This window comes from Haloferula sp. A504 (assembly GCF_044385805.1).
Taxonomy (GTDB): Bacteria; Verrucomicrobiota; Verrucomicrobiia; order Verrucomicrobiales; family Akkermansiaceae; genus Haloferula.
In genome coordinates, this window is the sequence record NZ_JBISBU010000015.1 from 24,248 (window position 1) to 50,137 (window position 25,890).

22 protein-coding genes and 1 pseudogene are annotated in these 25,890 nt (G+C 65.8%); 11 read left to right on the forward strand and 12 right to left on the reverse strand.

Annotation, left to right across the window (positions count from 1 at the left end):
- The first annotated feature begins 135 nt into the window (after positions 1-135).
- Positions 136-375, forward strand: a complete 240-nt coding sequence (locus ACG2LG_RS09450) for a DUF6922 domain-containing protein (RefSeq protein ID WP_396258423.1) — start codon at positions 136-138, stop codon at positions 373-375.
- A gap of 1 nt (position 376) precedes the next feature.
- Complete coding sequence (locus ACG2LG_RS09455; RefSeq protein ID WP_396258425.1) at positions 377-988, forward strand: nucleotidyl transferase AbiEii/AbiGii toxin family protein; 612 nt, start codon at positions 377-379, stop codon at positions 986-988.
- A 55-nt stretch (positions 989-1,043) separates the two neighbouring features.
- On the opposite strand, the gene ACG2LG_RS09460 is transcribed toward ACG2LG_RS09455, so the two are convergent.
- Positions 1,044-2,114, reverse strand: a complete 1,071-nt coding sequence (locus ACG2LG_RS09460; RefSeq protein WP_396258427.1) for a substrate-binding domain-containing protein — start codon at positions 2,112-2,114, stop codon at positions 1,044-1,046.
- A 250-nt stretch (positions 2,115-2,364) separates the two neighbouring features.
- Here ACG2LG_RS09460 and ACG2LG_RS09465 point away from each other — a divergent pair.
- A pseudogene (locus ACG2LG_RS09465) lies at positions 2,365-3,123 on the forward strand (alpha-L-fucosidase).
- A 183-nt stretch (positions 3,124-3,306) separates the two neighbouring features.
- Here ACG2LG_RS09465 and ACG2LG_RS09470 read toward each other — a convergent pair.
- Positions 3,307-4,734 (reverse strand): IS4 family transposase, encoded by a 1,428-nt coding sequence (locus tag ACG2LG_RS09470; RefSeq protein WP_396258429.1) that lies wholly within the window; start codon positions 4,732-4,734, stop codon positions 3,307-3,309.
- Positions 4,735-4,958: 224 nt separating this feature from the next.
- Positions 4,959-5,756 (reverse strand): hypothetical protein, encoded by a 798-nt coding sequence (locus ACG2LG_RS09475; protein ID WP_396258431.1) that lies wholly within the window; start codon positions 5,754-5,756, stop codon positions 4,959-4,961.
- 387 nt (positions 5,757-6,143) lie between these two features.
- On the opposite strand from ACG2LG_RS09475, the gene ACG2LG_RS09480 reads away from it, so the two are divergent.
- The gene (locus ACG2LG_RS09480) at positions 6,144-6,569 is read left to right on the forward strand and encodes a BlaI/MecI/CopY family transcriptional regulator (protein ID WP_396258433.1); all 426 of its coding nucleotides are present in this window, start codon (positions 6,144-6,146) and stop codon (positions 6,567-6,569) included.
- A 16-nt stretch (positions 6,570-6,585) separates the two neighbouring features.
- Positions 6,586-7,482 carry a M56 family metallopeptidase gene (locus ACG2LG_RS09485; protein WP_396258435.1) on the forward strand — a complete coding sequence of 299 codons (897 nt, stop codon included), beginning with the start codon at positions 6,586-6,588 and terminating at the stop codon, positions 7,480-7,482.
- A gap of 67 nt (positions 7,483-7,549) precedes the next feature.
- Here ACG2LG_RS09485 and ACG2LG_RS09490 read toward each other — a convergent pair whose 3' ends face one another.
- The 8 genes from ACG2LG_RS09490 to ACG2LG_RS09525 form a co-directional block, all read right to left on the reverse strand.
- Complete coding sequence (locus tag ACG2LG_RS09490; RefSeq protein ID WP_396258437.1) at positions 7,550-9,049, reverse strand: AMP-binding protein; 1,500 nt, start codon at positions 9,047-9,049, stop codon at positions 7,550-7,552.
- Positions 9,046-9,969, reverse strand: a complete 924-nt coding sequence (locus tag ACG2LG_RS09495; RefSeq protein ID WP_396258439.1) for a GNAT family N-acetyltransferase — start codon at positions 9,967-9,969, stop codon at positions 9,046-9,048. Before ACG2LG_RS09495 ends, ACG2LG_RS09490 begins: the two co-directional genes overlap by 4 nt.
- The gene (locus ACG2LG_RS09500) at positions 9,966-11,267 is read right to left on the reverse strand and encodes a hypothetical protein (RefSeq protein WP_396258441.1); all 1,302 of its coding nucleotides are present in this window, start codon (positions 11,265-11,267) and stop codon (positions 9,966-9,968) included. The genes ACG2LG_RS09495 and ACG2LG_RS09500 overlap by 4 nt, the downstream gene beginning before the upstream one ends.
- Positions 11,264-12,361 carry a DUF3419 family protein gene (locus tag ACG2LG_RS09505; protein WP_396258442.1) on the reverse strand — a complete coding sequence of 366 codons (1,098 nt, stop codon included), beginning with the start codon at positions 12,359-12,361 and terminating at the stop codon, positions 11,264-11,266. Before ACG2LG_RS09505 ends, ACG2LG_RS09500 begins: the two co-directional genes overlap by 4 nt.
- Positions 12,358-14,727 (reverse strand): PEP/pyruvate-binding domain-containing protein, encoded by a 2,370-nt coding sequence (locus ACG2LG_RS09510; protein WP_396258444.1) that lies wholly within the window; start codon positions 14,725-14,727, stop codon positions 12,358-12,360. Before ACG2LG_RS09510 ends, ACG2LG_RS09505 begins: the two co-directional genes overlap by 4 nt.
- Before the next feature lie 18 nt (positions 14,728-14,745).
- Positions 14,746-15,633, reverse strand: coding sequence for a UbiA family prenyltransferase (locus tag ACG2LG_RS09515; RefSeq protein ID WP_396258446.1), 888 nt, complete (start codon positions 15,631-15,633; stop codon positions 14,746-14,748).
- 115 nt (positions 15,634-15,748) lie between these two features.
- Entirely contained in the window at positions 15,749-17,020 is a 1,272-nt protein-coding gene (locus tag ACG2LG_RS09520) for a hydroxymethylglutaryl-CoA reductase (protein WP_396258447.1), read from the reverse strand.
- Between the two features lie 41 nt (positions 17,021-17,061).
- Positions 17,062-17,655 (reverse strand): GNAT family N-acetyltransferase, encoded by a 594-nt coding sequence (locus ACG2LG_RS09525; RefSeq protein WP_396258449.1) that lies wholly within the window; start codon positions 17,653-17,655, stop codon positions 17,062-17,064.
- Between the two features lie 141 nt (positions 17,656-17,796).
- Here ACG2LG_RS09525 and creB point away from each other — a divergent pair, with 141 nt between their 5' ends.
- The 6 genes from creB (at position 17,797) to ACG2LG_RS09555 (ending at position 24,053) form a co-directional block, all read left to right on the forward strand.
- Complete coding sequence (gene creB / locus ACG2LG_RS09530; RefSeq protein WP_396258451.1) at positions 17,797-18,492, forward strand: two-component system response regulator CreB; 696 nt, start codon at positions 17,797-17,799, stop codon at positions 18,490-18,492.
- Between the two features lie 110 nt (positions 18,493-18,602).
- The gene (gene creC / locus ACG2LG_RS09535; RefSeq protein WP_396258452.1) at positions 18,603-20,039 is read left to right on the forward strand and encodes a two-component system sensor histidine kinase CreC; all 1,437 of its coding nucleotides are present in this window, start codon (positions 18,603-18,605) and stop codon (positions 20,037-20,039) included.
- A gap of 213 nt (positions 20,040-20,252) precedes the next feature.
- Entirely contained in the window at positions 20,253-20,567 is a 315-nt protein-coding gene (locus ACG2LG_RS09540) for an EF-hand domain-containing protein (RefSeq protein WP_396258454.1), read from the forward strand.
- A 147-nt stretch (positions 20,568-20,714) separates the two neighbouring features.
- Positions 20,715-21,482, forward strand: a complete 768-nt coding sequence (locus ACG2LG_RS09545; RefSeq protein WP_396258456.1) for a hypothetical protein — start codon at positions 20,715-20,717, stop codon at positions 21,480-21,482.
- Positions 21,479-22,237, forward strand: coding sequence for a hypothetical protein (locus tag ACG2LG_RS09550; RefSeq protein WP_396258458.1), 759 nt, complete (start codon positions 21,479-21,481; stop codon positions 22,235-22,237). The genes ACG2LG_RS09545 and ACG2LG_RS09550 overlap by 4 nt, the downstream gene beginning before the upstream one ends.
- A gap of 262 nt (positions 22,238-22,499) precedes the next feature.
- Positions 22,500-24,053, forward strand: coding sequence for a xylulokinase (locus ACG2LG_RS09555; protein WP_396258459.1), 1,554 nt, complete (start codon positions 22,500-22,502; stop codon positions 24,051-24,053).
- Positions 24,054-24,094: 41 nt separating this feature from the next.
- On the opposite strand, the gene ACG2LG_RS09560 is transcribed toward ACG2LG_RS09555, so the two are convergent.
- Positions 24,095-25,864, reverse strand: a complete 1,770-nt coding sequence (locus ACG2LG_RS09560; protein ID WP_396258461.1) for an ABC transporter ATP-binding protein — start codon at positions 25,862-25,864, stop codon at positions 24,095-24,097.
- Positions 25,865-25,890: the final 26 nt, after the last annotated feature.

Here is a 25,890-nt window from a genome sequence, read left to right on the forward strand (position 1 = left end):
GGAGACGCGTGAGCCCCCTCGCGCATGAACCGGCCGGGCAGAGAACTCCGGCAGCCGAGCCCCGCACCGTCCTCAGGCCGGACCGCACGCATGCAGCGCCTTGAGTTCCGGCGAGTGCCATGGTTGAATCGCTTCATGCTTCCACTCTCTCGGCATCTCTTCTGGGACACCGACCCGGCCGCGATCGATCTGGAGCGGCACGCCGCCTGGCTGGTCAAGCGGGTGCTCGAACACGGCCGCTGGAGGGACTGGAAGATCCTTGTCGAGACCTACGGTCGCCCTCGCCTCGCGGAGATTGCTTCGGGCCTTCGATCGCTTGACCCCAGGGCTGCCGCCTTTGCGAGTGCCTATCTTTCGTCCTCGGATCCCTGCTGACATGCTCCGTTTCGAATCGGTTCCGGAGGCGGTCGGGGACTTGCTGGAAACGCTCGCGCCGGAGCCGTTCCTGAAGACCTTCGCCTTGGGTGGAGGCACTTCTCTCGCCCTCCGGTTCGGCCACCGGATCTCCGTCGATCTCGATTTCTTCACGACGGAGGAGTTCGCCCCGGAAGCCCTTCTTCTCGATGCCGCGTTCCCGCACGAGCCGATGGTGCTTGGCCGGTCGTCGGGATCGCTCACGCTTGAGTGTGGCGGGGTCAAGATCGAGTTCCTGCAGCATCGATACCCACTTCTTGAACCGGTGGAACAGGTTGGCGCAGTCCGCTTGCTGTCACTCGCCGACGTCACCGCAATGAAGCTCAACGCCATCGCGAACCGGGGATCGAAGAAGGACTTCTTTGATTTGGTCCGGATACTCGAGGAAAGGGGCCTCGAGGAGGCGCTGGACCTCTTCGAGCGCAAGTATTCGAATACCGATCGCTTCGTGGCGGCTCGAAGCCTGGCGTGGTTCGAGGACGCCGAGGGCGAACCCGATCCAGTGGCACCGGCAGGGCCGACATGGACCGAGGTGAAGCAATGCGTCACGGCGGCTCTGGCCGATTTGTCCTGAAACTTTTCCCGGCAGGATCTCTTAGAGCTTCCCTACCCCATCGGACCCGCCTCGCTCACTTGCCTTTCGGCACCGGCCCGATGCTTCCGCCCTCGATAAACTTCGCGCTGAAGTAGCTCAGTCGGGTGTCCGGTTTGCCGCGGGCGACGTGTGACGCCCATTTGGCCACCCGGCGCAGCAGCGGAGCATACTTCCAACGGATGTGGGAGACTGAAGGCTCACACCACTCAAAGCTGGGTGCGAGTTCGTCACAGACCAGTGAGACATCCCGGGGCGCGGCGATGCCCCGTTGGGCGAGGTGCTGCAAGGCGGCGGTGTAGAGTTTGGGTTCGATGATGAAGAGCGCGGTGGGGGGCGTGTGTTCGAACAGCCTGTCGAGGCAGCGGAGGAAGCCATCCTTGCTGTCCTCCCAATCCGGAAAATTGTAGGGCCCAGTGGGCAGGCCGAGGCGTTCCATTTCCTCGAGGAACTCCGCCTCGGCCAAGGCGGGGTGGGGTTTGCGGCGCTCTTCGCGCACCAGCAGCACGATCCGCCGGTGGCCGAGTTCGACCAAACGACGCAGGCCCTCGATCATGGCGGGCGACTTGCGGGGGCTGGCTCCGGCCATGTTGAGGCCTGAGGAGCGCCCGAAAATCGCAAAGGACGGAAAGGGTTGCTCGCTGAACCACTGAAGCACCGCTGAGGACCCCGCGATGATCACCCACGCATCGGCTGGGTGATCCCCCACAAATCTGGCGACCCGTCTCGGGTCCATTTTCAAATCGTGCAGGTCTTTCTCGGCGAAGTGGACCGCGTGACCTTCCTCTTGGAGCGCGTGTAGCAGGCCTTCGCCGTGAATGCTCTGCCGATCGGCTTTCTCGTAGGCGAGGATGCTGATCCGAAGCTGTGGAGTGGCGGCACTTTCCGGCAACACAATGAGTCGCCGCCGGCCCTTGCCCTGTGGCACCAGCCATCCTTCCTGCTCGAGCAACTTGACCGCGGTCTTGAGGGTGTCGCGGCCGACCCCGAGCCGGGCCACCAGACGGTCCTCACCCGGCATCGTCCCCGTCCAGATGCCACGCAGGATTTCCTGACGAAGGTGGGCCGCCACTTGCTCGGAGGCGGTGAGAATCTGCAGCTTCCGCATGGCAACAGACATAGTGGATTTGAGGTGTGGTCGGCAATGAGCAATGCAATGAAAAATGCGCGTTCGCACCGATACGACAATCAGCGCCTGCAGCCACCACCGGCCCGACTGCAATGAGATCCAACCCAGGAATCCAGAGGAATCACGCATCCCGCTTGACCCGGCTTGCGCTTCCCCGGGGAGCCCGCCTGACATCTCCCCTTCCGCCAAGGCTTGTGATTGCCGGGCCTGGAGCTAAAACAGACACGCCATGCAGACATCACGATTGTTGAGCATCACCCTTTGCCTTGCGCTGGCGCTCACAGGCGCATCCCCGGGAGTCCCGCCCCAGCCGCTCGGCGATCTCCGCAACGATCCCGCCCGCGAGCAGGAATTCATGGACTGGGGAGTCGGCATGTTCATCCACTGGAGCCTCGATGCCGAACTCGGCAGCGTGATTTCCCACAGCCTGGTCGGGGCCTCCGACGACTACGTGGAGCGTTACTTCAAGGAGCTCCCGCAGTACTTCAAGCCCACGCACTACGATCCCGAGCAGTGGGTCAAGTTGGCGAAGCTCTGCGGCTTCAAATACCTGGTGCTGGGCACCAAGCACCACAGCGGCTTCTGCCTGTGGCCGACCAAGACCACCGGTTTTTCCATCGTCAACACCCCCTAAAAAAAAGACCTGCTCAAGCCCTATGTGGAAGCCTGCCGCAAGCACGGCATGAAAGTCGGCTTCTACTTTTCACCCGAGGACTTCTGGTTCCTCCACCAACAGGGCCATGTGATCCGGCGCAAGGCCGATTACGCCGACATTTCGAACAACCCCGGCCTGCTGGCCCACAACCAAAAGCAGATCCAGGAGCTGTTCACCCATTACGGCCCCATCGATGTCGCCTTCCTCGACGCCTTCGACAACGCCGCCATCCGCGATCAGATCCACCAACTCCAGCCCCAGTGTCTGATCACCCGCGGCGAGATGGAGACCCCGGAGCAGGAGATCCCCGACGAGCCCCTGCCCGGGCCCTGATCTTTACACACATCTCGTTGATCCGTTGATGGAGAATGTCGTAAATTTTTGCGGACTCGGAAGTGGTCCTGGTTGGAGCCTCCTCCAGCCCATCCACCTCTCCCGCGGCCGGGGCGCGGCCCTGCAATCCGGGCACGCCAAACCGGACGGTCTGCAAAGACCGCCAGCCCCCGACCCCCTCCCTCATCGCCCGTGGATCGTCTCCCAGGCCAAGGCGAAGTCGCTTATCCGTCCCATTCCGACCCAGATTCTCTGCGGCCCGGGAGGACCGTCGCCCTTCCGCCCCGGGTGGCCACCAAGCTTCCCAACGATGCCGATGAATTCCCCGAGGGTCGGCTCCCCGGCTTGCGGGTCGCGCTTGACCACCGCGCACGCGGACTTCCATTCCGCTTCAGCAAACACACTGCCACACGGCAATTCCGGACAACGCCGTCCCAGATGAGTCAGGTAAAGGATCCGCCAGGCGATCACCACGTAGATCATCAATGCCCTGATCAACGCATCGGCCTGCTTGAGCTGGATGCGCTCGACACGGCACCCGGTCTTGAGCACCCGGTGGAAAACCTCGATATCCCAGCGCCGGAGATAGATCCTCACCATCCGGCAGGCATCCTCGAAGGACTCAACCGGCTTGCTCGTCAGCAGCAACCAACGGAGCGGATCCTGTCCTTCCGGCGGGTTCTCTTCTTCGGCAAGAATCGCCCAGAAAGTCACCGGCGCGACCTTTCCTCCGCCGGGTCGTTGAGGCGGGCGAGGAGTGATCTTCATCATGCGGAGGGTCTGGCGCACCCTCCTCGCGGTCCGCGGGTTGGAGACCCGCGAACCCTTCTTCTTGGTCACGCGCGACATCTTCGCGCTGATTTCGAACTCGACATGACCGAGGACCGGGGCGGCCTCGAGGGCGGCGAAAAGCCTTGCCGGACCGGCACCTTCAACCTCGACCAGAGCCCGATCCTGATTGGCCCGGATCAGCCAGTGGGCGGCCGCGCCGCCCGCCGCGGCGGCCTCGCGCCGCGCCTCGAAGACTTCGTGGATGTCTCCTTCCCGGTCGCTCACCGAGAAAACCTCGCGCCCTTCGGGCAGGGCGCGCGCCAGTTCGCAGGTCTTGCGGTATCCCGCCAGCCAGCGGTAACTCTCCTTCTCCTCAATAGGGCGCTTCTTGCGCTTGGAATTGATGCGGAAATGCTCGTCGTCACGGATGTTGATTGCCGCATCGAGGATGCCCAGAGGCAGGCCTTGCTCGGATCCGACATGGAGCGAGTGCATGAAAAAGCCACGACGCTGCTCGCTGTTGAGCGGGCCGAGTCCTTCGGTGGCCTCCATGTGGGTGAAATCCAACTCGGTGGTATCTTGGGAGACGATCAGGCATGCATGATCGGCGCAGCGGCGGGTCACGGCTTCCCGATGAGGGCCGAGCAGGGACTCCGGCGTCGCCTTGTCGCAATGCAACAGCCGGAGTGCGCCGACAATCTCCGCCCAACCTCCGCAAGCAGCGCTGATGCTCGCGGCGGGGGCATCGGCAAGGGCGGAGACGACTTTCAGCAGGCGCTCTTGAAGCCGCCCATCCTTGAGATCGGCACCCTTGAATTCATCGGCAATATTCTCGGACATTCGGACGACGGCATCAGCCGCAACCCGATTCTGGGGAAGTCCTAAAAAAAAAGTACAGATTTGAATTCGATTATTTCAAATAACTAACGATCAACAGGTAACGGAGCCTTCCGATGAGAGATGTGTATAAAGATCAGGGCCAAGTGCCGAGGCCCCGTTCGGGGCTTGAAGAGGATCCATCGGCCCCCTGGCTCCGGACCCTTCTGCAACGGTCCATTGCAGGTTCATGGTGCCGTGGCGAACGGTGTCGCGCTCTCACGTCTCTCAACCTCGTCCGGCATCCACTTCCAAGGATCGGCCCCCTTCTCTCCGAACACCGCCAGTCCGATCACGCCGACATTCCGGGTATCGCCATGACGTCGATTCGCGTAGGACGCCCCGACGCTGGAGAACTCGAAACGGGCCACCGTATCCCAACCGCTCCGCCAGCCCTTCACCTCCAGCGTATCACCCGGCGCAATCAGGTAGCCGCGCTTGGCGAAAGACGCCGGCTTGCCGTCCATCACGTCGAGCCCGTCCACGCTCAAGACCACCTCGACCCGGCTGCGACAACGGTTTTTCACCACGATTGAATAGGCCTTTCCAGGCGAACCCACCACGAAGCGCTTTCCTCCCGACTCGTAGCAGGTCGCGTATCCGAATCCGCTCTTGATCCCCCACTCCACCATTCCCCCGGCGGCCTGACGCGTTCCGCCGGTCTTGTAGGGGTGGGAGGTCATCGCCTCGATTCCGCTACGATCATTGTAGTAAATACGGTCCGTCCCGACTGGCTGCTTTGATGCCCTCACGAAGCTCCGCCGGACCATCGGGTCGCGCAACTCGTCGCCGTACTTCGTCGCCAGCCCGGGGCGCTCTTCCGCTGGGGGCATCGGCGCGTTCAGCGGCATCACGGCGTCGGATGCCAGCGGTGCTTCGGGCGACACTGAAGGCATCGCCCCCTCGGGACCCGTCGCGCACGAACTCCACCAGAGCGCCGGAAGGGCCAGAAGCACGAAGCGGAGACGACCGGCAAGAAGACTCATCGGCCCTTTCCACTCCCACCCCACCATCGACTCATCGCGCCATTCCCCGTTTCGTTCCCCGCGCTGCTCCCCGCCCGGCTCCCCTCCTCGTTCCCCATTCCGGCCCCCGTTCCGGCCCCCGTTCCGGCCCCCGTTCCGCCCGGTGAAGCCGAGGCCTGCGAGGCGGAGCGGCCCATTCCGGCCCCCGTTCCGGCCGTTTCCCATTCCTGCAACCCTCCCCGGACTCCCTTCTGCAGAGGCAGAGCTCTCGGTCGACATTCGCTTTCGGTGCTGTTTCATTGCTGCTAAGAAAACAGCACTTCAGGAGGCGAAGGTCAACGCCAAATGCTGTTTTTTTAGCAGCAATGGCTTGCGTTCGGCGAAGGGGAGCGAGTAGGGTCCGATCGCATGGGGAAAACGGGAGATCTCGGCGGCGGGCGGGAAGAAGCGGGGGAGAATACGCGCATGGGTGACGGCCTGTCGCGGCGGGAGAGGGAGATCATGGACGCGCTCTATCGCGCGGGCGAAGCGTCGGCGCACGACATCCGCCGCGTCATGCCCTCTCCCCCCAGCTACTCCGCGGTTCGTGCACTGCTGGCCGTCATGACCGAGAAGGGCCTCATCCGCCACCGCAAGGAGTCGCGCCGCTACCTCTACCGTCCGGCGGTTTCGGAAAAGAAGGCCAAACGCTCCGCCCTGCGACGCTTGCTGGGTACCTTCTTCGACGACAGCCCCGAGAAACTCGTCGCGGCACTGCTCGACCCCGCCGACCCGCAACTCAACGACGAGGAGATCGACCGCATCCGCAAGCTCATCAACACCCGAAAATCCTGAATCGCCCCGCCCCGGCATGAGCACCGTGCTGCCCGCCGCCTTCGCCTTTTCCGTCGTCGCCACGTTCGCCGTCCTGCTGGTGGGACGCCGCGACGCCTTCGGGACCGATCGGCTCAGCGCCGCCGCCCTGCTGCTCCTGGTTGCCCTGCCCTTCCTTTCCCTGCTCCCCGGGTGGACGGTGCTGCCCGCCAGCGAGCAAGCCCGTCCCGGCGCTCCGGCTTTCTTCGTCGCCTGGCTGCTGCCGGCCGGCATGACCGTCGGACTTGTCCGGCTGCTCTGCGCGACCCGACGACTCCGCCACTTGATCGGAAAGTCGCGTCCGGTCGATCAATGCCTCACCCCGAAGGGCCGCCGGATCGAAATCCGCATGCTCGACGAAATCACGAGTCCTTGCGCCGCCGGCGTGATCCGCCCCGTGGTCCTCGTGCCGCCCCACTGGTCCGCCCTGCAGCCCGCGCATCGGAAAATGGTGCTCGCCCACGAGATCGCCCACCACCACCGCCGCGACCCTCTCTGGCGCCTGCTCGGCGTCCTCGCGTGCGCCCTCCACTGGTTCAACCCGCTCGTCTGGTGGCTCGCGCGGCACCATGCCTACCAGGCCGAACTCGCCTGCGACGCCGCGGTTCTCGCCACGGGTGCACGCCCTGATCGCTACGCCCACCTGCTTTGCGACCTGGCCCAGACACGCGCCACGCCCCTGGTCGCCGCCATGGCCGGGTCAACGCTTGGCAGACGGATGGAGCGACTGCATCAGCCACGACCCCGCCTTACGCGCGCATGGCTCATCGCCCATCTGCTCCTGCTCGTGATCACGGGACTTGCCTTCGGGCTCAGTCGTCCCGCCCGGCCGCCGGTTTCAAGCTCCGAGGTCCACCTCCGCCTCACCGCGGAGCCATTTCCCGGCAACCGCTGATTCCTCTGGCAGCTCCGGCATCCTGCCGCATTACCTCGCCGCGGCTTGGCACGGGGTCCGTCAACCCTCACGAACCGACCATCTCCTTCAATTTGGGATAGTCGATTTTCGACTGATGGCGCCGGTCCATCGGCAGCAGGTCCACGGACCTCACCTGTGAACAGCCCAGCTCCCGCGCCGCTCTCTCAAACTCCGGATCCGCCTCGCCCTCGACCACCAGCACCACCTCGTCGGCGACTTCCAGCGCCGCGGTTCTCCGCTCCGGAAAACGCAAGCGCAGGGCAGCCTCGATTTGCAGGGGATAGCGTTCGCCCAGTTTCGCCGTGCAGCGCCCGACCAGCCAGAGTCCTCCGCCGGCATCGAGCCAACCGGCATCGCCGGTCCGATGCCAGACCCGGTCGCCCACCCGGATCTTGGTTTCGTCGTCGTCGCGGCCATCCAGATATCCCGTAAGAACCTGCGGCCCGGCCACCACGATCTCTCCGATCTCGCCCACGGCCAAACGCTGCGCCTCGAAAGCGTCGGCAGTCATCGCCTCCACCGGCTCCCCGAAACGATCCGGAAGAACGGCCACCTCCAGGACCGGTCTCCCGGCGGGAAGCCCCCGCCCTGCCTTGATCTTCTCAAGCACCTCGGGCGTCCACCCCTTGGAAGGAAATTCCGCGACCGGCTCGGCTTCGGTCGAACCGTAAACCGCCGTTGCTTCGATCCCCACCTCCCGGAGACGCCGGATCAGATCGGGAAGCACCGGGGCGCCTCCGGTGAATACCTTTCGCAGGGTGCCTGCCTCGCCGCCGGCAAGGAGGGCCTCGAAAAAGGCCGGGGCCGCCGTCGCGCGTTCCACCTCCCAACGCCGGCACTGGGCGACGATCCGCCCGGGATCCGCCTCGCCCGGACGCCCGAGATCGGCATCGGCCAGCACGCTGGTCACCCCGCTCGCCAGATTGGCCAGGGCAAAGACCGGCAAGGTCACCAGGTCGCGCTCGCCCGGCACCAACTCAAGGGCCGCGCTCAGTGCCTGATGCTGCGCCAGCAGGAACCCGTGCGTCCGCACCGCTCCCTTCGGCTCACCGGTGCTGCCGCTGGTAAAGGTGATCAGGGCCGGATGCTCGGCCTGCACCTCGAAAAGCCCGGCCTCCCGGGTGCCGTTCATCACGGGTCGCGATGCCGGCCACCATCCCCGCGGATGCATGCCGTGCGGAATCCGCCGCAGCGACCCGATCGTCCACCGCAGCAGGTGCGCCTTGCGGCTTCCGAAAAAAGCCTCGGGCCGCACCCGCTCGCAAACCTGCTCCAGGAATCCGCGCCCGCCCGAGGGGTCTGCCAGCACCACCGCCACTCCCGCGTGGAAACACCCGAGAAGGAATTCATACAACTCGATCGCCACCGGATGAAACACGAGCACCCGGTCACCCGGACCGAGCCCCGCCCGATCCAACTCGGCCGCAACCCGGCGGACGCTCTTCCACAGGCCGCCGAAGGACACCGCCCGCCCGCCCCCGTCCACCAGCGCCCATCGCTCCGGATCCAGCTCCGCCTGAGCCCCGAGTTTTTCTACGAGATTCATAGTGGTTTCGACAACAAGGCGTAGCGCCGCATCACCGAGCCCCCGAAACGACCGGTGATCCGCAACGAGGTGTTGGCCTCGTGCTGCAGGGCGTGGATGGCATGAGTAAAGCCAGCCTGAAGCCCCGCACTCTGGACCCGGTCGACCAGGAGGCTCCCGAGTCCCGCCGTCCGGCGGTCCCGCTTCACTGCCAGCGTCTTCACGATCAGGTCAGGGGGCTCGCCGCGCTGCATCGCCAGCGCGTCCGGCACGCTGAAGACGAATCCCGCCAATCCATCCTCGTCCTCCGCCAGCCAGACCAGCCCGGGCCGCACCAGTTCGCGCACCTTCGCATACATCGCCACAAACTCGGGCTCCGCCAGCGGGGTGTAGAGGAAGTTTCCGGCGAAGCTTTCCAGTGAAAGCCGATGAATCAGCCGCAGCTCATCCTCGAAGCGTGCCGGATCCAGCTCCCTCACACGCACTCCCCGGTCGGCGAGGCGTTGCTCGATCCGGTCCATGCCGGCTTTTGCCTCGCCCAGCACAAGCCGCGACGACGAATACCGGCTGAGCACCGAGAAGCCCTCGTCCTGCCACCACCCCGGCCAGTCCGGAGGATTCGATGGCTCGAGAAAGAACGGCGGTCGTTCCCCGGGCTCGACCACGAAGCGATGGCGGCGCCAGGTGTTTCCATCCATCGGACCGATCGCCCGGGAGCAGCCCACCTCCCGCAGCCGGTCACAGGCAGCCGTCAGCAGTGCCTGTGCCGCTTCACGATCCACCGCCTCGAAGCCTCCAATGCAACCGACCATTTCGCCCGGCATCGACGGCACCTCGCTCCACCACAGTCCGGCCTGTCCACGCTCGCCGCCACCATCATGGGCAATCCACGTTTCGTCGGCACCCGCCCGGCCCGGATTCATTCGCTCCACTTTCATCATCCATCAATCCACAAGGCCACCAGCGACGGCACCAGCGCGAAAGCACCCCGCGCCAATCGGAAGGTCGATTGATCTCCACCCAGCCGGTCGCAAAACTCGAAGAAAACCCGTCCGGAAACCAACGCCAGCAGGCCGCCCGCCAACGCCAGCCACCCGCTCCGGCCGACACCAAGCCAGACGACAACCGGTGCCAGAACCACCAACAGCTTCACGATTCCCCACATCCAGCCGGCGCCCTCCCTGCCCAGGTAGCGCCGGGTCCCGAGATGCATGATCCAGAGCATGGCCGCGGCACCCAGCGCGCAGCCCAGCAAGGCGGTACTTTCTCCAACCCACAAGTTCGCGGCCGCCCATGGCAAGGTCGCCAAGGCCACGGCAAAGACCGGCTCCCGCCCATGCCGCAGTTCCCCGGCGAGGCCGTGCCACCAGGTTGTTGCGAGATGCACGCCGAAGACGCCCAGCGCCGGCAACAGAAATCCGATCCCGCCGAATACCGCCAAACCGTAACCGAGAAGTCCCGCCGCCAACAGAGCCGCGCCGTCGAGCGTCGAGAGCTTTCCCAGCACCACGACCAGAACCAGCAACCCGACCACCGTGCCACACCGGATCATCAAGGCCGGCTCACCCAACTCACCGAAACGGCTCAGCAGGAAGAACACCCACAAGGGCAGGACCAGATTGTCACTCCCCCGGTCGGAAAGCCCCTCCGCCATGGTGGCCAGCAATCCGACGGTGAGCGAAATCCACATCACCTTCCCGGGCGCGAAGCGGCCATCAGCGACCAACGGCACCGCGACGCAGGCGATCGCCAGAAAAAGGAAGGCCGCGGATCCCTCGACCGACTTCCACCCCGCGCCACTGCCGTAGCGTGAGACTCCCCACTTCGTTCCGGCCAGCGCACCGGCCGCATCGGCCAGGGTCAGCACCAGCACCGATGCAAGATAGTAGCCGACCTGCTCCCCGGACAAGGCGAAGACCAGAGCCACCGCCGGCGCAAAGAACAGCTCGCCCAACGACACCCGGCCAATGCCGTGCAAGGCACCACCGATGCCACCACGAAGCGCGGGCAGGAGCCTGACCAGCAGCAACCCGAGCGTCGCCACCGCCGCCAGCACGCCGACGGCCCATGCCTCGTCGAAGACCCACGGAAAGGCCAGACACACCAGGCCCATGAGTCCGTGGACAAGCTTGCGCGAAACCTCCGGCGACCAGCCGGCCCTGCGGCCGAGGCTGCCCACCGCCCACAGCAGGGCTGCCAGAATCGCACTCACCCCCGCGATGCCCAGCAAGGGGTTCACGAGGCCACCTCCTCCACGATGAAGCGACTGTAGAAGAACGCCTGATCCCGTCGGAAGAGTTCCTCCGCCAGATCGGCCAGCGGACGCACCCCGTCGTGCAACGATGCCGGGGACGATCTCGGCGCGAGCATGTTCCAGTACGCCCAGCGGGTGCCCGGCGTCGACGCGGCGGCGATCCCTTTCATCAAGCGCCCGCAGTTCGCCTCGCTCATGTACTCGAAGATGTCGCTCAGGTTGAACGCATCGGCCTTCCGGCCCTCCTCCAACCATCCCTCGAGACTGCCCTCGAAGCACTCGAAGCGCCCCTCGCGCAAGGCATCGGCGATCGACTCGAAGCGGTCTTCCCGCAGTGCCTCCGGCAGTGCCTCACCGAAGCCCCCGGTGAGAATCCACCAGAGATAGGGATTGGCCGCCGGCTCAAGCTCGACCAGTGCATGACGGGTCCTCTCGAGGATCCGGTCCGCCACCGAGCCCTCGACGTAGCGGAAGAACTCCGGATCCCGGCCAAGGCGACCCATCACGAAACGCGAGAAGAACACCTGGAAAATCCCGCGCCAGCGACGGTTGTTCCACACCTGCTCGTAGAATCGTTCCCGATCGTCCGGCGACCGAGGCTCCAGCAGCTCCCGCACCCGGCGACGGGTATGGGCGAAGGGCAGCGCCCGCCTTCGAAACAAGCGGAAGTAGCCCTCGAACCTCCCGACTCCGATCGCCCCCGTCTCCAGCCATCCCGGCAGGTTCCGCCAAAACTTCCGCGCCTTCTCCGGCATGTCCCCGGCGACCTTCTCGAACAGCGTCCGCCGTCGCCCGGATGGCCGGGCACCGAGCAACTCGAGCATCTCACCGTGCCGCAGATTCAGATACGCCGCACGCCGTAGTTCGATGCACGCCACCTGCGCCGGGTTCATCTCCACCGCCGTCACCCGACTCGCTCCGGCTCCGAGCAGGGCGAAGCTGTTGTCACCGGCCGAACCGATGCTCACGCAATGGCGGCCGGCCGGCTCCAGCGCCTCGACCAGGATCGCCGCATCCTCCCAGCACTGGCCGTAGCGCACCTGCTCGAACTTCGCCCGCTGCTGGATCTCGCTGCTCATTCCTGGTCCTCCTCCACCTTCACCACCTGCCCACTGCTCCCATCCATTTCCACCCACTGACCCGTCTCCAGCCAATCCATCACCCCCGGCAGACTCACCACGCAGGGCAGGCCCAGCTCGCGCGACACGATCGCCGAATGCGAGAGCACGCTTCCCCGCTCGACCAGCAACCCCGCCGCCTGGGGAAACAACACCACCCAGCCCGGATCCGTCTGCCGCGCCACCAGAATCTCGCCCGCCTCGAGTCGCGCACTTCTCGGATCCTCCACCACCCTTACGCGGCCCCGCACCACCCCCGGGCAGGCTCCCACCCCCTGAAGGTTTTCTCCATCAGGCTTCACCGCCCGGCTCATTGCCTCGAAGCTTCGATAGCGATGCAGCGGACCCCGCGTGGCCAGACGATCCGGCGGCGCCGTCGCCTCCAGGCATCGGAAATACTCGGCTTTCCGGGCCGCGGCCAATGCCCCCAGAGGCACCGATGTCCGGGTTCCCTCCCACGCACCGAGCAATTCCTCCAGCTCGAGATGGAACACGTCGGCGAGATCGGCCAACTGTCCGTCCGCATGCAAGCGCCGGCCCAATTCGCGCACGATCCGCCTCACCCGGCCGAACAAGCGGGTCCTCTCGAAGCGCAGGTTCTCCCGGTCCCGCACCCGGGCCCGGGTGGCCGCCAGCACCTTTCCAAACAGCCAACCGGGCGGCACCTCGACCGGTGCCGCATCCCGACCGCTCGCCCCGCCCCTCAGGGCCATCGCCCCGATCGAGGCAAGCAGACTGCCGGGATCATCCTCCAGGGTCGGGCTCTCCAGCTTCAGCTCTTCCAGGCAGCGGTCCCCGAAGTCCGCGACGTACTGATCAAAGACCTCCGCCAGCTCCGGCAACTCCCGCAGCCTCGAGCGCTTGACCCACGACTCCACCCCGGGATCGGCCAGCATCTCCGCCAGGCCGTCCACCTTGGACGCCAGCTCACCCATCTCCCGAATCCTCCGCGCCGGCTCGGCCGAAATGATCTCTCCACAATCCGCGATCAGCCCGTTGGCCAGGTCCTCGCCACCGGGACGCTTCGCACACATCTTGCGCAGCACGCCGTTGCAGATCATGGCCAGGAAATCGTTCACCAGCGGCGCGTCCCAGCGTTTGAGCAGGCTCGACTCCAGCCGGCGGTATTCCGCCACCAACTCATCACCACTCATCCGGGCATGCGGCACTTCGGGCTCACCCAGGGCCTCGTCGAGGCGCTCGCGGAATTCCGCGATGCGGCGCTTCAGGGTCAGCTGACTCCAGACCAATCCCAGCAGCGTTCTTGCCAAGGCCATGCCGTCCGCAAACTTCCCTTCCCGCGTCTCGGCGGCGATGGCCTCGGTCAGGTTCCCGGGCAGCGACTCCTTCACGCCCATCATCTGCTCCATGAAACGCCGGTTCACCGAAAATCCGGGCAACAGGGCCAGCACCCGGTACCAGCTCAAGAGGTTGTAATACACCCGCCCCTCGATCATCCCGAGCATCCGGGAAAAGACGGCATCCCCGCGCTCCATCCGACGGCCGGGAACCTTCATCATCCGGCAGAACTCGCGATAGACGTGCTCGTAGATCCGCCTCGCGAACGAAAAGGTCAACGCTGAGGTCACCCCGCCATAACTCTCGGCGATGTTGCTGTTGTCCCAGATCTGAAGTTCGTCGTCGGGATCGGGAAGCCCCCCGAGCGTGGTGATCGCCCGCGACTGAAGCAGCCACAGCTTTCCATCGCCATCGACGGCCCACTCGATGTCCTGCGGACGGCCGAAGAAGGCCTCACACCGCCGTGCCAGATCGATGATCGACCGCACGGTCTCATCATCCAGCAGCGTTCCCTTCTCACGCCAGTCACCATCGTGACACCACATCTCCCCGTCGACCTCTCCCGACACCAGACGCTCCGCAGTCCCTTCGACCGCTGAGATGACGGTCACCCGCCGTCTCCCATCGACCGGATTCGCGCTGAAGGCCACCCCGGCAAAACGCGCCTCAATCATCCGCTGCACGATCACCGCCGTTTCCAGCTCTCCCGTCACGCCACGCTCGTCCTGATACTTCCGCACCGATGCCTTCGCGCCCGACTCCCTCACATCCTCGACCCGCGCCGTCACCTCCTCCAGTGGCACCCGGAGAAAGCTCTCCAACTGACCCGCAAACGAATGCTCGCCCCCGTCTTCACCCTGCGCCGATGACCGAACGGCAAACTCCGTGCCACCAAGTGCCGCGACATCCTCCAACGACACCGCCTCGCCCGGCAGCACCGCCACCCATCCCGGCACCGGAAAACCCGCCCGCTCCAACTCGCGCAGCGCCGCCCCCTTTCCTCCGAGCCTTTTGAAATCGTTTTTCATGCTCCTGCGCATCCAACGTTAGAACCACTTCAGCCCCATGGGAACCACACCCAGCATCGCATAGAGCACCAGCGTCCACGCGCCGGCCAGTCCTTCGATCACCCTCCCCTTCAAACCGCCCTTCACATAGCGGATCCCGACCGCCAGCGAGACGACCATCAGGACCGCCAGCGTCGATGCCACCGGCAACGCGAAGCCGATCCTTGCGGCGGCGACCGTTGCAAAGACGAGGGTCAATCCCTGGCACCCGATCCAGACCGCGAGACCCCGCTTGCGGCCCCACAGGGCCGAGTAGGTTTCCACGCCCTCCTCCTCGTCCTCCGGTTGGCGCAGCTTGCGCCCGACCTCGATCACGATCCCATTGAAGAAGCTCGCCGCGAGAAAAGGACCCAGTCCCGCCGGCGGACCACCACGCGGCATCCAGTCGCAGGCCGTGGCAAAGAAGTCCACCAGCGGCATGATCCCCATGTGGGTGAGCAGGTAAACGACCGGCCGCGCCTTCAGCCAATCGCGGGCGAAGAACTCGACACTCATCAGGGCCAGGTAGGCCCACCCGATCGCCAGCACCCAGCCAAGCCGGAAGTCATAGAACAGCGACAACCCGAGCTGCACGACCGCCGCCATCACGAACACCCACCCCAACTCGCGCAGTTTCACCAGCCCGCGCGGCACCGGGCGATACGGACGCCAGCGGGCATCCTCCCCGGCATCCTTGAACTCGTCCGCGATCCGCAACTGGAGGAAGAACAGCAGGCACACCCCGAAAGCCACGGCATACGCCGGCCAGTGCGGCTCGCCGCCGCGAAGCAACGCCGAATACGACACCGCGCAGGCACTGAACACCAGGATCAGCGGCCCGTGCGCGAGCAACGGAAACCGCTCCTTCTGATAGATCCACCATCGCATGGAATGAGAGGCTATCACCTCCGGAGTTCTCGATGAAATCGAAGTTTCATAAGTCATTATCGATTCTATCGATGTTACAGGCTTCCTCCCATTGGACCTGTCGGACCCATGGGACCTATTGCCCCACGCTCCTCTCCCGGGCGAGCTTGCGATGGGCCCGCGAAAAATGACCGGCCGCCATGGCACCGATGATCGACAACTCCCCGGCCAGCATCAGTCCGGCAGCCACTTCGGCCAGCGCCCGGGCATGACCGGCCCCGGCCAGCCCCATCAGCTCGAGGCACGCCCGTTGCGTCGGCAGCCCGGTGCCGCCGCCCACGGTGCCGATCATCAGGCCGGGCAAGGTCACCGCCGCGTAAAGTTCTCCGGCGTCCCCGACCTCGAAGCGGGTCACACCCACCGCCGATTCCGCCACACAGGCCACATCCTGACCAGTCGCCAGATACAACGCGGCGAGTCCGTTCGCGAAGTGGCCCTGCACGCCGAAGCTCCCGCTCAGCACACCGCCCATCGCCGACACCCGCCAGTAGCGCTCCAGTTCCTCCGGTGTCGTGTGGAGGCGCTTTTCCACCAGCGCCGACGGGATCCTGACCTCGGCGGTCACCTTCTTTCCCCGCGTCGTCGTGAAGGATTTCGCCGACGCCTTCTTGTCGCCGGACAGGTTTCCCTCCACCCACATCCTCTCCGGCTTCACCGGGCTCTCGGCCATGATCGCATCGCACACCGCCTGGGTCGCCAGGGTCACCATGTTCTGCCCCGACGCATCGCCGGTGGAAAACTCGAAGGTCAGATACACATGATTGCCTTCGAAGGTCGCGCCGAGATCGATCATCTCGCCGTGGCGCGTCGTGCCGGCGGCAAGCTTCTTGAAATGATCCACCTGACTCACGACCCACGCAATGAACTGCCCGGCCTCAGCCAGGGTGCGGAACGCGAATGCCGGTGAACGGCCCACCGTTTCGTAAAGCAGCATCGCCGTGCAGCCACCGGCCTCACCGATCAGGGCGCAGCCGCGGTGGTAGGACGCCACCAGGGCCGCCTCGGTCGTCGCCAGCGGAACGAGGTAATCGCCCTGCGCGCAAAGCCCGTGCACCCGCAACGGTCCGGCCAACCCCACGGGCATTCGAACCTCGCCCAGGCAGTTTTCGATGTTCCCCTGATAGACGGACGGATCGCTCTCTCCGAGCAATTCGCGGCGCAGCGTCTCCGGAGCCCCGATCCGCTCCCACAACTTGATCGTGCGCTCCCGGCTGACCTTGCCACTGGCGGGCAGCAGACGCAGTGCGTCGGACGGATCAGGGCTCAGGGCCTGCTTCAATTCCTGCAGATCGCGGCCGTCGACCAGACTCCTCACCTGACGCGCCGACAGTGAATGCTTTCCCGACATGCAGGCATTCCACCAGCCGGGGTGCGGACTGACGAAACAAATCAGTCCCCGCCCACCGCAGCCACCCTACCAGCCAGCTCCGCCAGGCGCCCGGCCAGGGCGACGCCCGGCGTCGTCGGGGGGATGCTTTCCAAGTCATCCAGATTCCAGCGGAAGATCACCTTGTAGCCGTCCCATTCGGCCGCCGCGCCGGTGTCGCGCATCCAGCGAACCGCCGTCACGTTCTCCGGCATGGTGTAACCGACAAACCGCCGCACACCCGCGGCCATCGCATCGACCCACGCCGCCGCAAGGAGGAGGGTCCCGACACCCCGCCGCTGGTCGGCATCGAGCACCGTACAGGAAAACTCCGCTTCATCCGGGTCCTCCCGGGATCGCCACCAGCTACCGGCCCCGACCCCGGGATACTCCCGGGCCGGATCCAGCACCGCCCAGACCGCGTGGTTCACCGGATCGTTTCCCAGGATCCGGTCGAGCATTCCTTCACCGATGGTTTCTCCGGTCCGGACCCAGAACCGCTGATAGCGGGACTCGGGCGACAACAACCGGTAGCCTTCGGCCAGACCGTCGCGGTCGTCCGGACCCAACCGGCGCAACCGGACCGCGGTGCCGTCGTCCAGCGTTGTCTCGATCACGTGGAAACGTTATCCCGGTGCGTGGCCGGCGGCGAGCCTGTTCGCCTGCCGACCCGATTCCTCCGAAATTCCCCGCCCCCTTCACCTTTCCTTCACGCGCCCCCCGGAGACTCCACCCACCTTCACCACCCACCAGGCACCATGCGCATCCTCCTTGTCGAAGACGAACCCTCCATCGCCGACACCCTCGTCTATGCCCTCAAGACCGAGCGCTTCGAAGTCGAGCACTCCCTCACCGGCGGCGGGGCGCTCAAGCTCCACGCGGACGACCCCTTCGACTTCGTCATCCTCGACATCGGCCTGCCCGACATGACCGGCCTCGAGGTCTGCAAGCAGCTCCGCGAAACCTCGGCGGTTCCCATCCTTTTCCTGACCGCCCGCGACGGCGAACTCGACCGGGTCCTCGGCCTGGAAATCGGCGGCGACGACTACGTCACCAAGCCCTTCAGCCCACGCGAGGTCGTCGCCCGCGTCCGCGCCATCCTCCGCCGCTCCGAAGGCAGGGAAGAGCGGTCCGGGCCGTCCGATGAACCCACCGGCGACTCCGACTCCCCCCTCGCCCACGACGAGTCCGCGATGCGGATCCTCTGCCAGGGGCAGGCACTCGACCTCACCGCGCACGAGTACAAGCTTCTGCTCGTCTTTCTCCGCCGGCCCAACCGGGTCTTCACCCGCGACCAGCTTCTCGACCACGCCTGGGAGGATCCCGGTGCGGTGACCGACCGGACGATCGACGCCCACATCAAGACCATCCGGGCCAAGCTCCGCGCCCTTTGCCCCGGCACCGAGGAACTGATCCAGACCCGCCGCGGCCTCGGCTACGCCTACGTGCCGTAACGCGGCTCAGCCCCGAAGTTCCAAGTCGGAAAGTTCCAAGTGCCAATGAAGAGCCACAGGAATGAGCGAAGCGTTTGGAACTTGGCCCTTCTCACTTGGAACTTCGAACCATGCGCCTGACCCGCCTCACGCTGATCGCCATTGCCCTCGTGATCGGCGTGGGCTTCTACTTCCTGCTGCGCCAGCAGCTCGAGGCGGTGGAACCACGGACCTATCAGGCCACCGAGGAGGTCATGATCGACACCGCCCAGGTCCTGGCATCGATGGTGGGTGAGGATCTCGATCCCGGGCCACTGGCCGACGCCTTCGACAAGGCGCACGGCCGCGCGTTCGAAGCCCGGATCTTCGAGCACCTCAAGAGTCATGTCGGCATCGACTGCTACATCACCGACGCCGAGGGCATCGTGATCTTCGACTCCGACCGCGGACGCCGCGTCGGCCGGGACCTCTCCGACATGCGGGACGTGGTGCTCACGCTCGACGGGAAATACGGTGCCCGCAGTAGCCGGACCAACAAGGAGGACCCTCTCACGTCCGTCCTGCACGTCGCGGCGCCGATCGGCGACCCGGCCGACCCGGCAGGCGTCCTCACCGTCACCAAGCCGCAGGCCGACGTCTTTCCCATCGTCCGCCGCCGCCGCGCGGAGATCTGGTGGGGCACCGGGCTCATCGGCGGCGGCATCCTGTGCTTCGTCACCGCCGTCTTCATCTGGCAATATCGGCCGATCAGCCGTCTGACCGACTACGCCCACGCCATCGAGCAGGGCAAACGACCCCCGCTTCCGCCGCTCGGAGCCGGCCGCGAGGTCAACACCCTCGCCCGCGCGCTCGAGTCGATGCGCGAGGCGCTCGAGGGCCGCAAGTATGCGGAGCGCTACGTCCAGAACCTCACCCACGAGATGAAGAGCCCGCTCGCCGCCATCCGGGGCGCGGCGGAATTGCTCGATGAGGACATGCCGGAAGAGGACCGGCGACGGTTCATGGACAACATCCGGGCCGAGACACTGCGCGCCGACCGGCTGCTCAACCGGCTGCTCGAACTTTCCGCCCTCGAGGGCCGGACCGGCCTCGAAGATGCCGGCGAGGTCGACCTCCGCGAAATCACCCTGCGCGCCATCGACCAGGCCCGGCCCATGGCCGAACTCGCAGGCGTCGAGCTCGAGCCGGAGCTTCCGGAGGACCCGGTGGCGCTGTGCGGCGATGCCTTCATCCTTCGCGCCGCCATCACCAACCTGCTCGAGAACGCCATCGACTTCTCGCCGGCGGGCGCAGCCGTCCGGGTGTCGCTCGGCACCGCTGATGCCATCGTCCTGACCATCGAGGACCGCGGCCCCGGCATTCCGGATTACGCAAAGGAGAAGGTCTTCGATCGATTCTTCTCGTTGCGGCAGTTCAAGGCCGGCCGCAAGGGCACCGGCCTCGGCCTGACACTGGTCAAGGAAGCCGCCGAACTTCACGGCGGCAGCATCGCCTTGGAGCCCGTCGAACCCACCGGCACCCGGGCCATTCTTTCCATCCCCCAGGCGGGCGGTTCACGAGCCGCATAAGGCAAGGGACGCGGAACTCGGCTCGTGACGGTGCCGTCCGGAAGCCGACGCCGGGGCACTTCAGGACCTTCGGGATCGCGCATGGAACAATTTTTCACCTCGTGGGCGACTTCTGGACTCCACCGGGGTTTTCCCCTCGGCCCGCGGCCCCTGCCGCCGGGTCATTTTCCGTGCGGCAGCGCCGCGACGGAACCACATGACAAACCAAACACCATGAGAACCACGACATCCCTCGTGATCGCCCTCGGCCTCGCCGCGACTTCGGTCGCCTTCGCCGAAAAAGCCCCGGACGCCCCCAAGAAGGGCAAGCCCGACCCCGCCAGGGCCTTCAACAAGAAGGACACCGACGGTGACGGCTTCCTGAGCAAGGACGAGTTCACCAAGGGAGCCAAGGATCCGGAAAAGGCCGCGAAGGCCTTCGAAAGGAAAGACAAGACGGGCGACGGGAAACTCAGCCCCGAGGAGTTCAAGCCGCAGAAGAAGGCCCCGAATCCCGACAAGAAGAAGAAGGACAAGGGCACCAACTGATCCCGCACTTTCTCCAAGCGCCCTTTCCGGCCCCGCCGGAAAGGGCGCTTTTGCGTCCCGGGTGGATCCCTTCATCAGGACATCACCGCGATTTCGAGAATCCCGCATCACGACTTCATCCCCTCCCGTGGAAATGAAGCCACTCGAATGCGTGACCTCCTCGATCCACCCATCCAGACCCTCGCCCGTGCCGGGGCGCGCGACCTTGGTCGGGCGGCGGTGGTGACGGCGATGGGCTTCGCCCTCTACGGGTTCACCGTCGGGTTCTGGCGGTCGCCGGTCATGGGCCTCTACGTCGCGGTGAAGATGCCGCTGCTCATCGCCTGCACCCTTGGCTGCAACGGGCTCCTCAACGGCATGCTGGGCCTACTGCTCGGCAGCGACCTCGGCTTCCGCCAATCCCTCCAGGCGCTGCTCAGCGCCTTCGCCATCAGCGCCCTGGTCCTCGGCTCGATCGCGCCCGTCACCTTCTTCCTCGCACTCAATGCCCCGCCGCCGGACTCACCCCAGGCGACGACCGCCCACGCCGGCTACCTGCTCTCCCACACCACGCTGATCGCGATTGCCGGCTGCATCGGCCTGCTGCGCCTCCGCCGCCTGCTGGAGCAGCACTGCCGGACCCGGCGGATCGCTCTGGCCACCCTCGGCGCATGGATCGCCGGCAACGCCTTCATCGGGGCCCAGTTCTCGTGGATCCTGCGGCCCTTCTTCGGCTCGCCAAGGCTCGAGGTCGCCTTCCTTCGCGACCACCCGATGCGCGGCAGCTTTTACGAAGCCGTGTGGGCGTCCCTCAACCGCCTGCTCTTCGACTCCGTCCCGGGACTCCCGGGATTTCTCGTGCTGCTACTCATTCTCGGAGGCCTCTTCTACTGGATGCACCTCCGCCTCAACCAACCACGCCACACAAGACCATGACCCACACCAACGACCCCACGCCACCACCCGTTCCCGCTCCGGAACCCACGCCCCAACCGGAACCCCGGCTCGAACCACTGCCGGACCGCATCGACATCCGGAACCTCTTCGAGGCCCTGCTCCGGCGGCCCGCCGATCTGGCCGGCCACCCGAGCATCGACACCCCGGCGACCCTTGGTCGTCTCGCCATCATGGCCTTCGTGGCCATTCTCGTGTTCGGCTTCGTCCTCGGGACCTTCGCCTATCACGAACAGCTCTGGGCCGCGCCGCTCAAGCTCGGTGTCGGCCTGATCTTCGCCGGGCTGATCTGCTTCCCGAGCTTCTACATCTTTTCCTGCCTCGCGGGCTCGACCGCCTCGGCCGGACGCCTCGCCTCACTGCTCGGTGCCACCCTCGCCCTGGCCGGACTCCTGTTGCTCGGCTTCGCCCCCGCCGTCTGGATCTTCACCCAGGGAACCAGTTCCTTCGGTTTCATGGGCACGCTCTCGATCGGCTCCTGGCTCGTCGCGCTGGGCTTCGCCTTCCGTTTCGCCACCACGGCCCTCAAGGTCCAAGGCGCCCGCCAGCGCGGACCCATCGCCATCTGGTGCGTGATCTTCCTGCTGGTCACCCTCCAGTTGACCACCTCGCTGAGACCCATCCTCGGCCGCTCCGACCGGCTCCTGACCGACGAGAAGAAGTTCTTCCTCCAGCACTGGAGCGAGACCGCCGGGAAGTCGCTCACGGAATGTCGGGAAACCCCTGGCGACGAATGAAGGACCATCCACCGGAACCGCCGCCCGAAGACGATCTCTTCGAGGCACTGCGTGAGGAGCTTCTCTGATCGGGGATCAGATCGGTGACGATGATCTTGAAGATCATCTTGTTATCGAGATCATCCTCAGGCTGATCCAACACAAGGGGCTGGTCTCCGTATGCGAGGAGGAAACCCGCACGGAAACCAGTCGGCAGGATGCCGACTCTCCCCGCCTTGCTTTCCCACTGGCAGGGCGCGCTTCGGTTTGTTTTTCTTCCACCATGTTCCTCGGCCTCGATTCCTCGACCCAGTCGCTCTCCGCCCTCGTGATCGATCCGGCATCCGGTCGAATCGTTCACGAGGAGTCCGTCAACTTCGGCACGGACCTGCCGCAGTACAGAAGCCCCAGCGGCTTCATCCCGGGAGGACCTGACGGCGAGGTCCATGCCGATCCCCGGATGTGGATCGAGGCGATCGACCTGCTCTTCTCCCGTCTCGCGGAGAGGACCGACCTCGGAACGATCGACGCCGTGGCCTGCTCGGGGCAGCAGCACGGATCGGTCTACCTCGACGACTCCTTCGCCGGGCGCCTGGCCGGACTCGATTCCGGGTCGTCACTGGTCGAGCAGCTTTCCCCCGCCCTCAGCCGCGCCACCTCGCCCATCTGGATGGACACCGCCACCGGCGCGGAGTGCCGCGAAATCGCCGACGCCGTCGGCGGCGACGACGAGGTCTGCCGGCGCTCCGGCTCCGTCGCCATCGAGCGTTTCACCGGCCCGCAGATCCGGCGTTTCTTCAAGCAGGACCCGGAAGCCTACTCGAAGACCGCCGTCATCCACCTCGTGTCCTCCTTCGTCGGTTCGATCCTGGCCGGCAAGAACATCGCCATCGACCATGGCGACGGCGCGGGCATGAACCTTCTCAACCTGCGGTCTCTCGAGTGGGACTCCGACCTTCTCGATGCCACCGCTCCCGGCCTGGGGGACAAGCTCCCCGCCACCGCTCCATCCGCGACCGCCGCCGGGGAGATCAGCGGCTACTTTGCTTCGAAATACGGCCTCTCCAGTAGCTGCAAGGTCATCCTTTCCACCGGCGACAATCCTTCCTCACTCGTCGGCATGGGCGCCACCTCGCCCGGCACCTTCGTCATCTCGCTCGGCACCAGCGACACCTTCTTCGCGGCGATGTCCGAGCCGGTCACCGATCCGGCCGGCTTCGGCCACGTCTTCGGCAATCCGGCCGGCGGGTTCATGTCGCTGATCTGTTTTCGCAACGGCTCGCTGGCCCGGGAGCAACTGCGCGATGATCTCGGCCTCGGCTGGGATGATTTCGACGTCGCCGGCCTGGGCAAGACGCCTGCGGGCAACGAGGGAAGGATCATGCTGCCCTTTTTCGGCCCCGAGATCACGCCGCGCCATGACTTCACCGGGCCGGTGAGGAATTTCAGCGACGACGCCCCGCCGGAAGTCCAGGTCCGCGCGCTGCTCGAAGGTCAGTTCCTCAACATGCGGCTTCATTCGCAGTGGCTCGGTGAGAAGCCCACACTGATCCGTCTGACGGGTGGTGCTTCCGGAAACGATGGCATCGCCGGACTCATCGCCGACATCTTCCAGGCGCCTGTCGAGCGCTTTGCCGTGGCCAATGGTGCCGCTCTCGGCGCTGCCATCCGGGCCGCCCATGCCTGCGGCAACGATCTCGCGCAGCTCACCGCGGCATTCTGCCAGCCGGCCGCCGATTCACGGATTGATCCCGACCCGGACCTGGCCGCGGTCTACGAGGCCGAGCTGGCCCGCTACCAGGCGCTGCTTGGGGAGGCGATGGAGCGCCGGTTATGAAACCGGCATCCCGACGGCCGGTTTCAGCACCGGCGTTCCATTCAGCTCAGCTGTGTCTCGACCAGCATGCGGTAGGTGGCGCCCTGCCCCATCAACTCGTCGTGAGTGCCGCTCTCGACCACCTTCCCGTGATGCATCACGAGGATGCGGTCGGCGTGGCGCACAGTCGACAACCGGTGCGCGATCACCAGGCTGGTCCGGCCCTGCATCAGCCGTTCGAGCGCCTCGTTCACCAGGCGCTCGCTCTCGGCATCAAGCGCGCTGGTCGCCTCGTCGAGGAGCAGGATGCGGGGATCGGCGAGGATGGCGCGGGCGATCGCGATCCGCTGCCTCTGCCCGCCCGAGAGCTTCACGCCCCGGGGGCCGACCACCGTGTCGTAGCCCGCGTCCGTGTTGAGGATGAATTCGTGGGCGTTCGCCTGCTTCGCCGCCTCCTCGACCTCTTCCGCGGACGCGCCGGGGCGACCGTACTCGATGTTCTCCCGGATCGTCCCGCCGAAGAGCATGACCTCCTGCGGCACCACCGCGATGCCGCGGCGCAGGGACTGCAGGTCGAGGGCGGTTGCGTCCCGCCCGTCGAAAAGCACCTTCCCAGCCTCCGGCCGGTGATAGCCGAGGACGAGGGTGAACACCGTGGACTTCCCCGCACCCGAGGGACCGACCAGGGCGACCCGCTGGCCCGGCTCGACCCCGAAGGACACGTCGTCGAGCACGACGTGATCCGGCCGGGACGGGTAGCGGAAACGCACGCCCTCGAAGGCGACCCGACCCTCCAGACTTTCGACCACCTCGCCCCCTTCGCCTTCCGCGGCCTCGCCCAGAATCTCGCGCAATCTTTCGGTGGCACCCGTCATCGCCTGGATCTGCGAGACGATCTCCGGCATCGACCCGAGCGACGCCCCGACGAAGACACTGAAAAGCACGAATCCGGTAAGCTCTTCCTGGCTGATGTCGCCGCGCACCGCCATGCGCACCCCCAGCCAGGCCACCCCGGCGATGGTGCCGAACATCACGAAAATCACGAACGCCAGGAAGCTCGCCCGGGCGAAGGCACCACGAAGGGTCACCCGGTAGAAGTCCTCCAGCGCGCTGGAGTAGCGCCGGCGCTCGAACTCCTCGTTGGTGAAGGCCTTGACCTCGGTGATCGACTGCACGCTCTCCTCGATCACCGTCCCGGCCTCGGCCAGCGAGTCCTGGGCGTCCTTCGAGTAGTTCCTCACCTTGCGTCCGGCCAGGGCCACCGCCAGCACGACGAAGGGGACGCAGGCGAGCATGGCCAGCGAGAGTTTCCACGACATGACGAAGACCAGGATCAGCGACCCGGTCAGCACCACGACCTGGCGACCCGCCTGCGGCAGGGTGCTCATCAGGGTTTCGCGCACGGTCGCGAGGTCCGCCGCCACCCGCGTGCTCAACGCGCCGGCCCGGTGCTCGTGGAAAAACGAAACGGGAAGGTGCAGCAGGCGGCCGAAAAGGTCGTTGCGCAGGTCGTTCAACGCCGCTTCTCCCGAGCGGATGAATCCCTGGACACGGAAGAAGCCGATCACCGCCTGAAGCGCCAGCGCTCCGAGCAGCCAGCCGATCGTCCGATTTGCCGAGCTGAGGATTTCCTCGGTGGGCACCCCCCGCCGCAGATCGTCGATGGTGCCGCCGAAGAGTTCCTTCATGAACCACGGGAACGCCAGCGAGAGCGCCGCGGTGGTCAGCAGCGCGATCATCGAGGGCACGAACACCCGCCCATGCGGCCGCAGGTAGGAGAAGACCCACCGCAGCCCCTCGGTGGAGAACCTCGATTCCTTGTCGCGCGCCATCCGCGCGATGGGAGACCATCCCCCGC

Coding starts and splice junctions, on each gene's coding strand:
- ACG2LG_RS09460 (WP_396258427.1), bottom strand. CDS start 2,114: ATGCGGAAGCTGCAGATTCTCACCGCCTCCGAGCAAGTGGCGGCCCAC.
- ACG2LG_RS09520 (WP_396258447.1), bottom strand. CDS start 17,020: ATGTCGGGAAAGCATTCACTGTCGGCGCGTCAGGTGAGGAGTCTGGTC.
- ACG2LG_RS09450 (WP_396258423.1), top strand. CDS start 136: ATGCTTCCACTCTCTCGGCATCTCTTCTGGGACACCGACCCGGCCGCG.
- ACG2LG_RS09470 (WP_396258429.1), bottom strand. CDS start 4,734: ATGTCCGAGAATATTGCCGATGAATTCAAGGGTGCCGATCTCAAGGAT.
- creB (WP_396258451.1), top strand. CDS start 17,797: ATGCGCATCCTCCTTGTCGAAGACGAACCCTCCATCGCCGACACCCTC.
- ACG2LG_RS09495 (WP_396258439.1), bottom strand. CDS start 9,969: ATGATGAAAGTGGAGCGAATGAATCCGGGCCGGGCGGGTGCCGACGAA.
- ACG2LG_RS09505 (WP_396258442.1), bottom strand. CDS start 12,361: ATGAGCAGCGAGATCCAGCAGCGGGCGAAGTTCGAGCAGGTGCGCTAC.
- ACG2LG_RS09545 (WP_396258456.1), top strand. CDS start 20,715: ATGCGTGACCTCCTCGATCCACCCATCCAGACCCTCGCCCGTGCCGGG.
- ACG2LG_RS09485 (WP_396258435.1), top strand. CDS start 6,586: ATGAGCACCGTGCTGCCCGCCGCCTTCGCCTTTTCCGTCGTCGCCACG.
- creC (WP_396258452.1), top strand. CDS start 18,603: ATGCGCCTGACCCGCCTCACGCTGATCGCCATTGCCCTCGTGATCGGC.
- ACG2LG_RS09510 (WP_396258444.1), bottom strand. CDS start 14,727: ATGAAAAACGATTTCAAAAGGCTCGGAGGAAAGGGGGCGGCGCTGCGC.
- ACG2LG_RS09475 (WP_396258431.1), bottom strand. CDS start 5,756: ATGAGTCTTCTTGCCGGTCGTCTCCGCTTCGTGCTTCTGGCCCTTCCG.
- ACG2LG_RS09515 (WP_396258446.1), bottom strand. CDS start 15,633: ATGCGATGGTGGATCTATCAGAAGGAGCGGTTTCCGTTGCTCGCGCAC.
- ACG2LG_RS09555 (WP_396258459.1), top strand. CDS start 22,500: ATGTTCCTCGGCCTCGATTCCTCGACCCAGTCGCTCTCCGCCCTCGTG.
- ACG2LG_RS09560 (WP_396258461.1), bottom strand. CDS start 25,864: ATGGCGCGCGACAAGGAATCGAGGTTCTCCACCGAGGGGCTGCGGTGG.
- ACG2LG_RS09455 (WP_396258425.1), top strand. CDS start 377: ATGCTCCGTTTCGAATCGGTTCCGGAGGCGGTCGGGGACTTGCTGGAA.
- ACG2LG_RS09540 (WP_396258454.1), top strand. CDS start 20,253: ATGAGAACCACGACATCCCTCGTGATCGCCCTCGGCCTCGCCGCGACT.
- ACG2LG_RS09480 (WP_396258433.1), top strand. CDS start 6,144: ATGGGGAAAACGGGAGATCTCGGCGGCGGGCGGGAAGAAGCGGGGGAG.
- ACG2LG_RS09490 (WP_396258437.1), bottom strand. CDS start 9,049: ATGAATCTCGTAGAAAAACTCGGGGCTCAGGCGGAGCTGGATCCGGAG.
- ACG2LG_RS09550 (WP_396258458.1), top strand. CDS start 21,479: ATGACCCACACCAACGACCCCACGCCACCACCCGTTCCCGCTCCGGAA.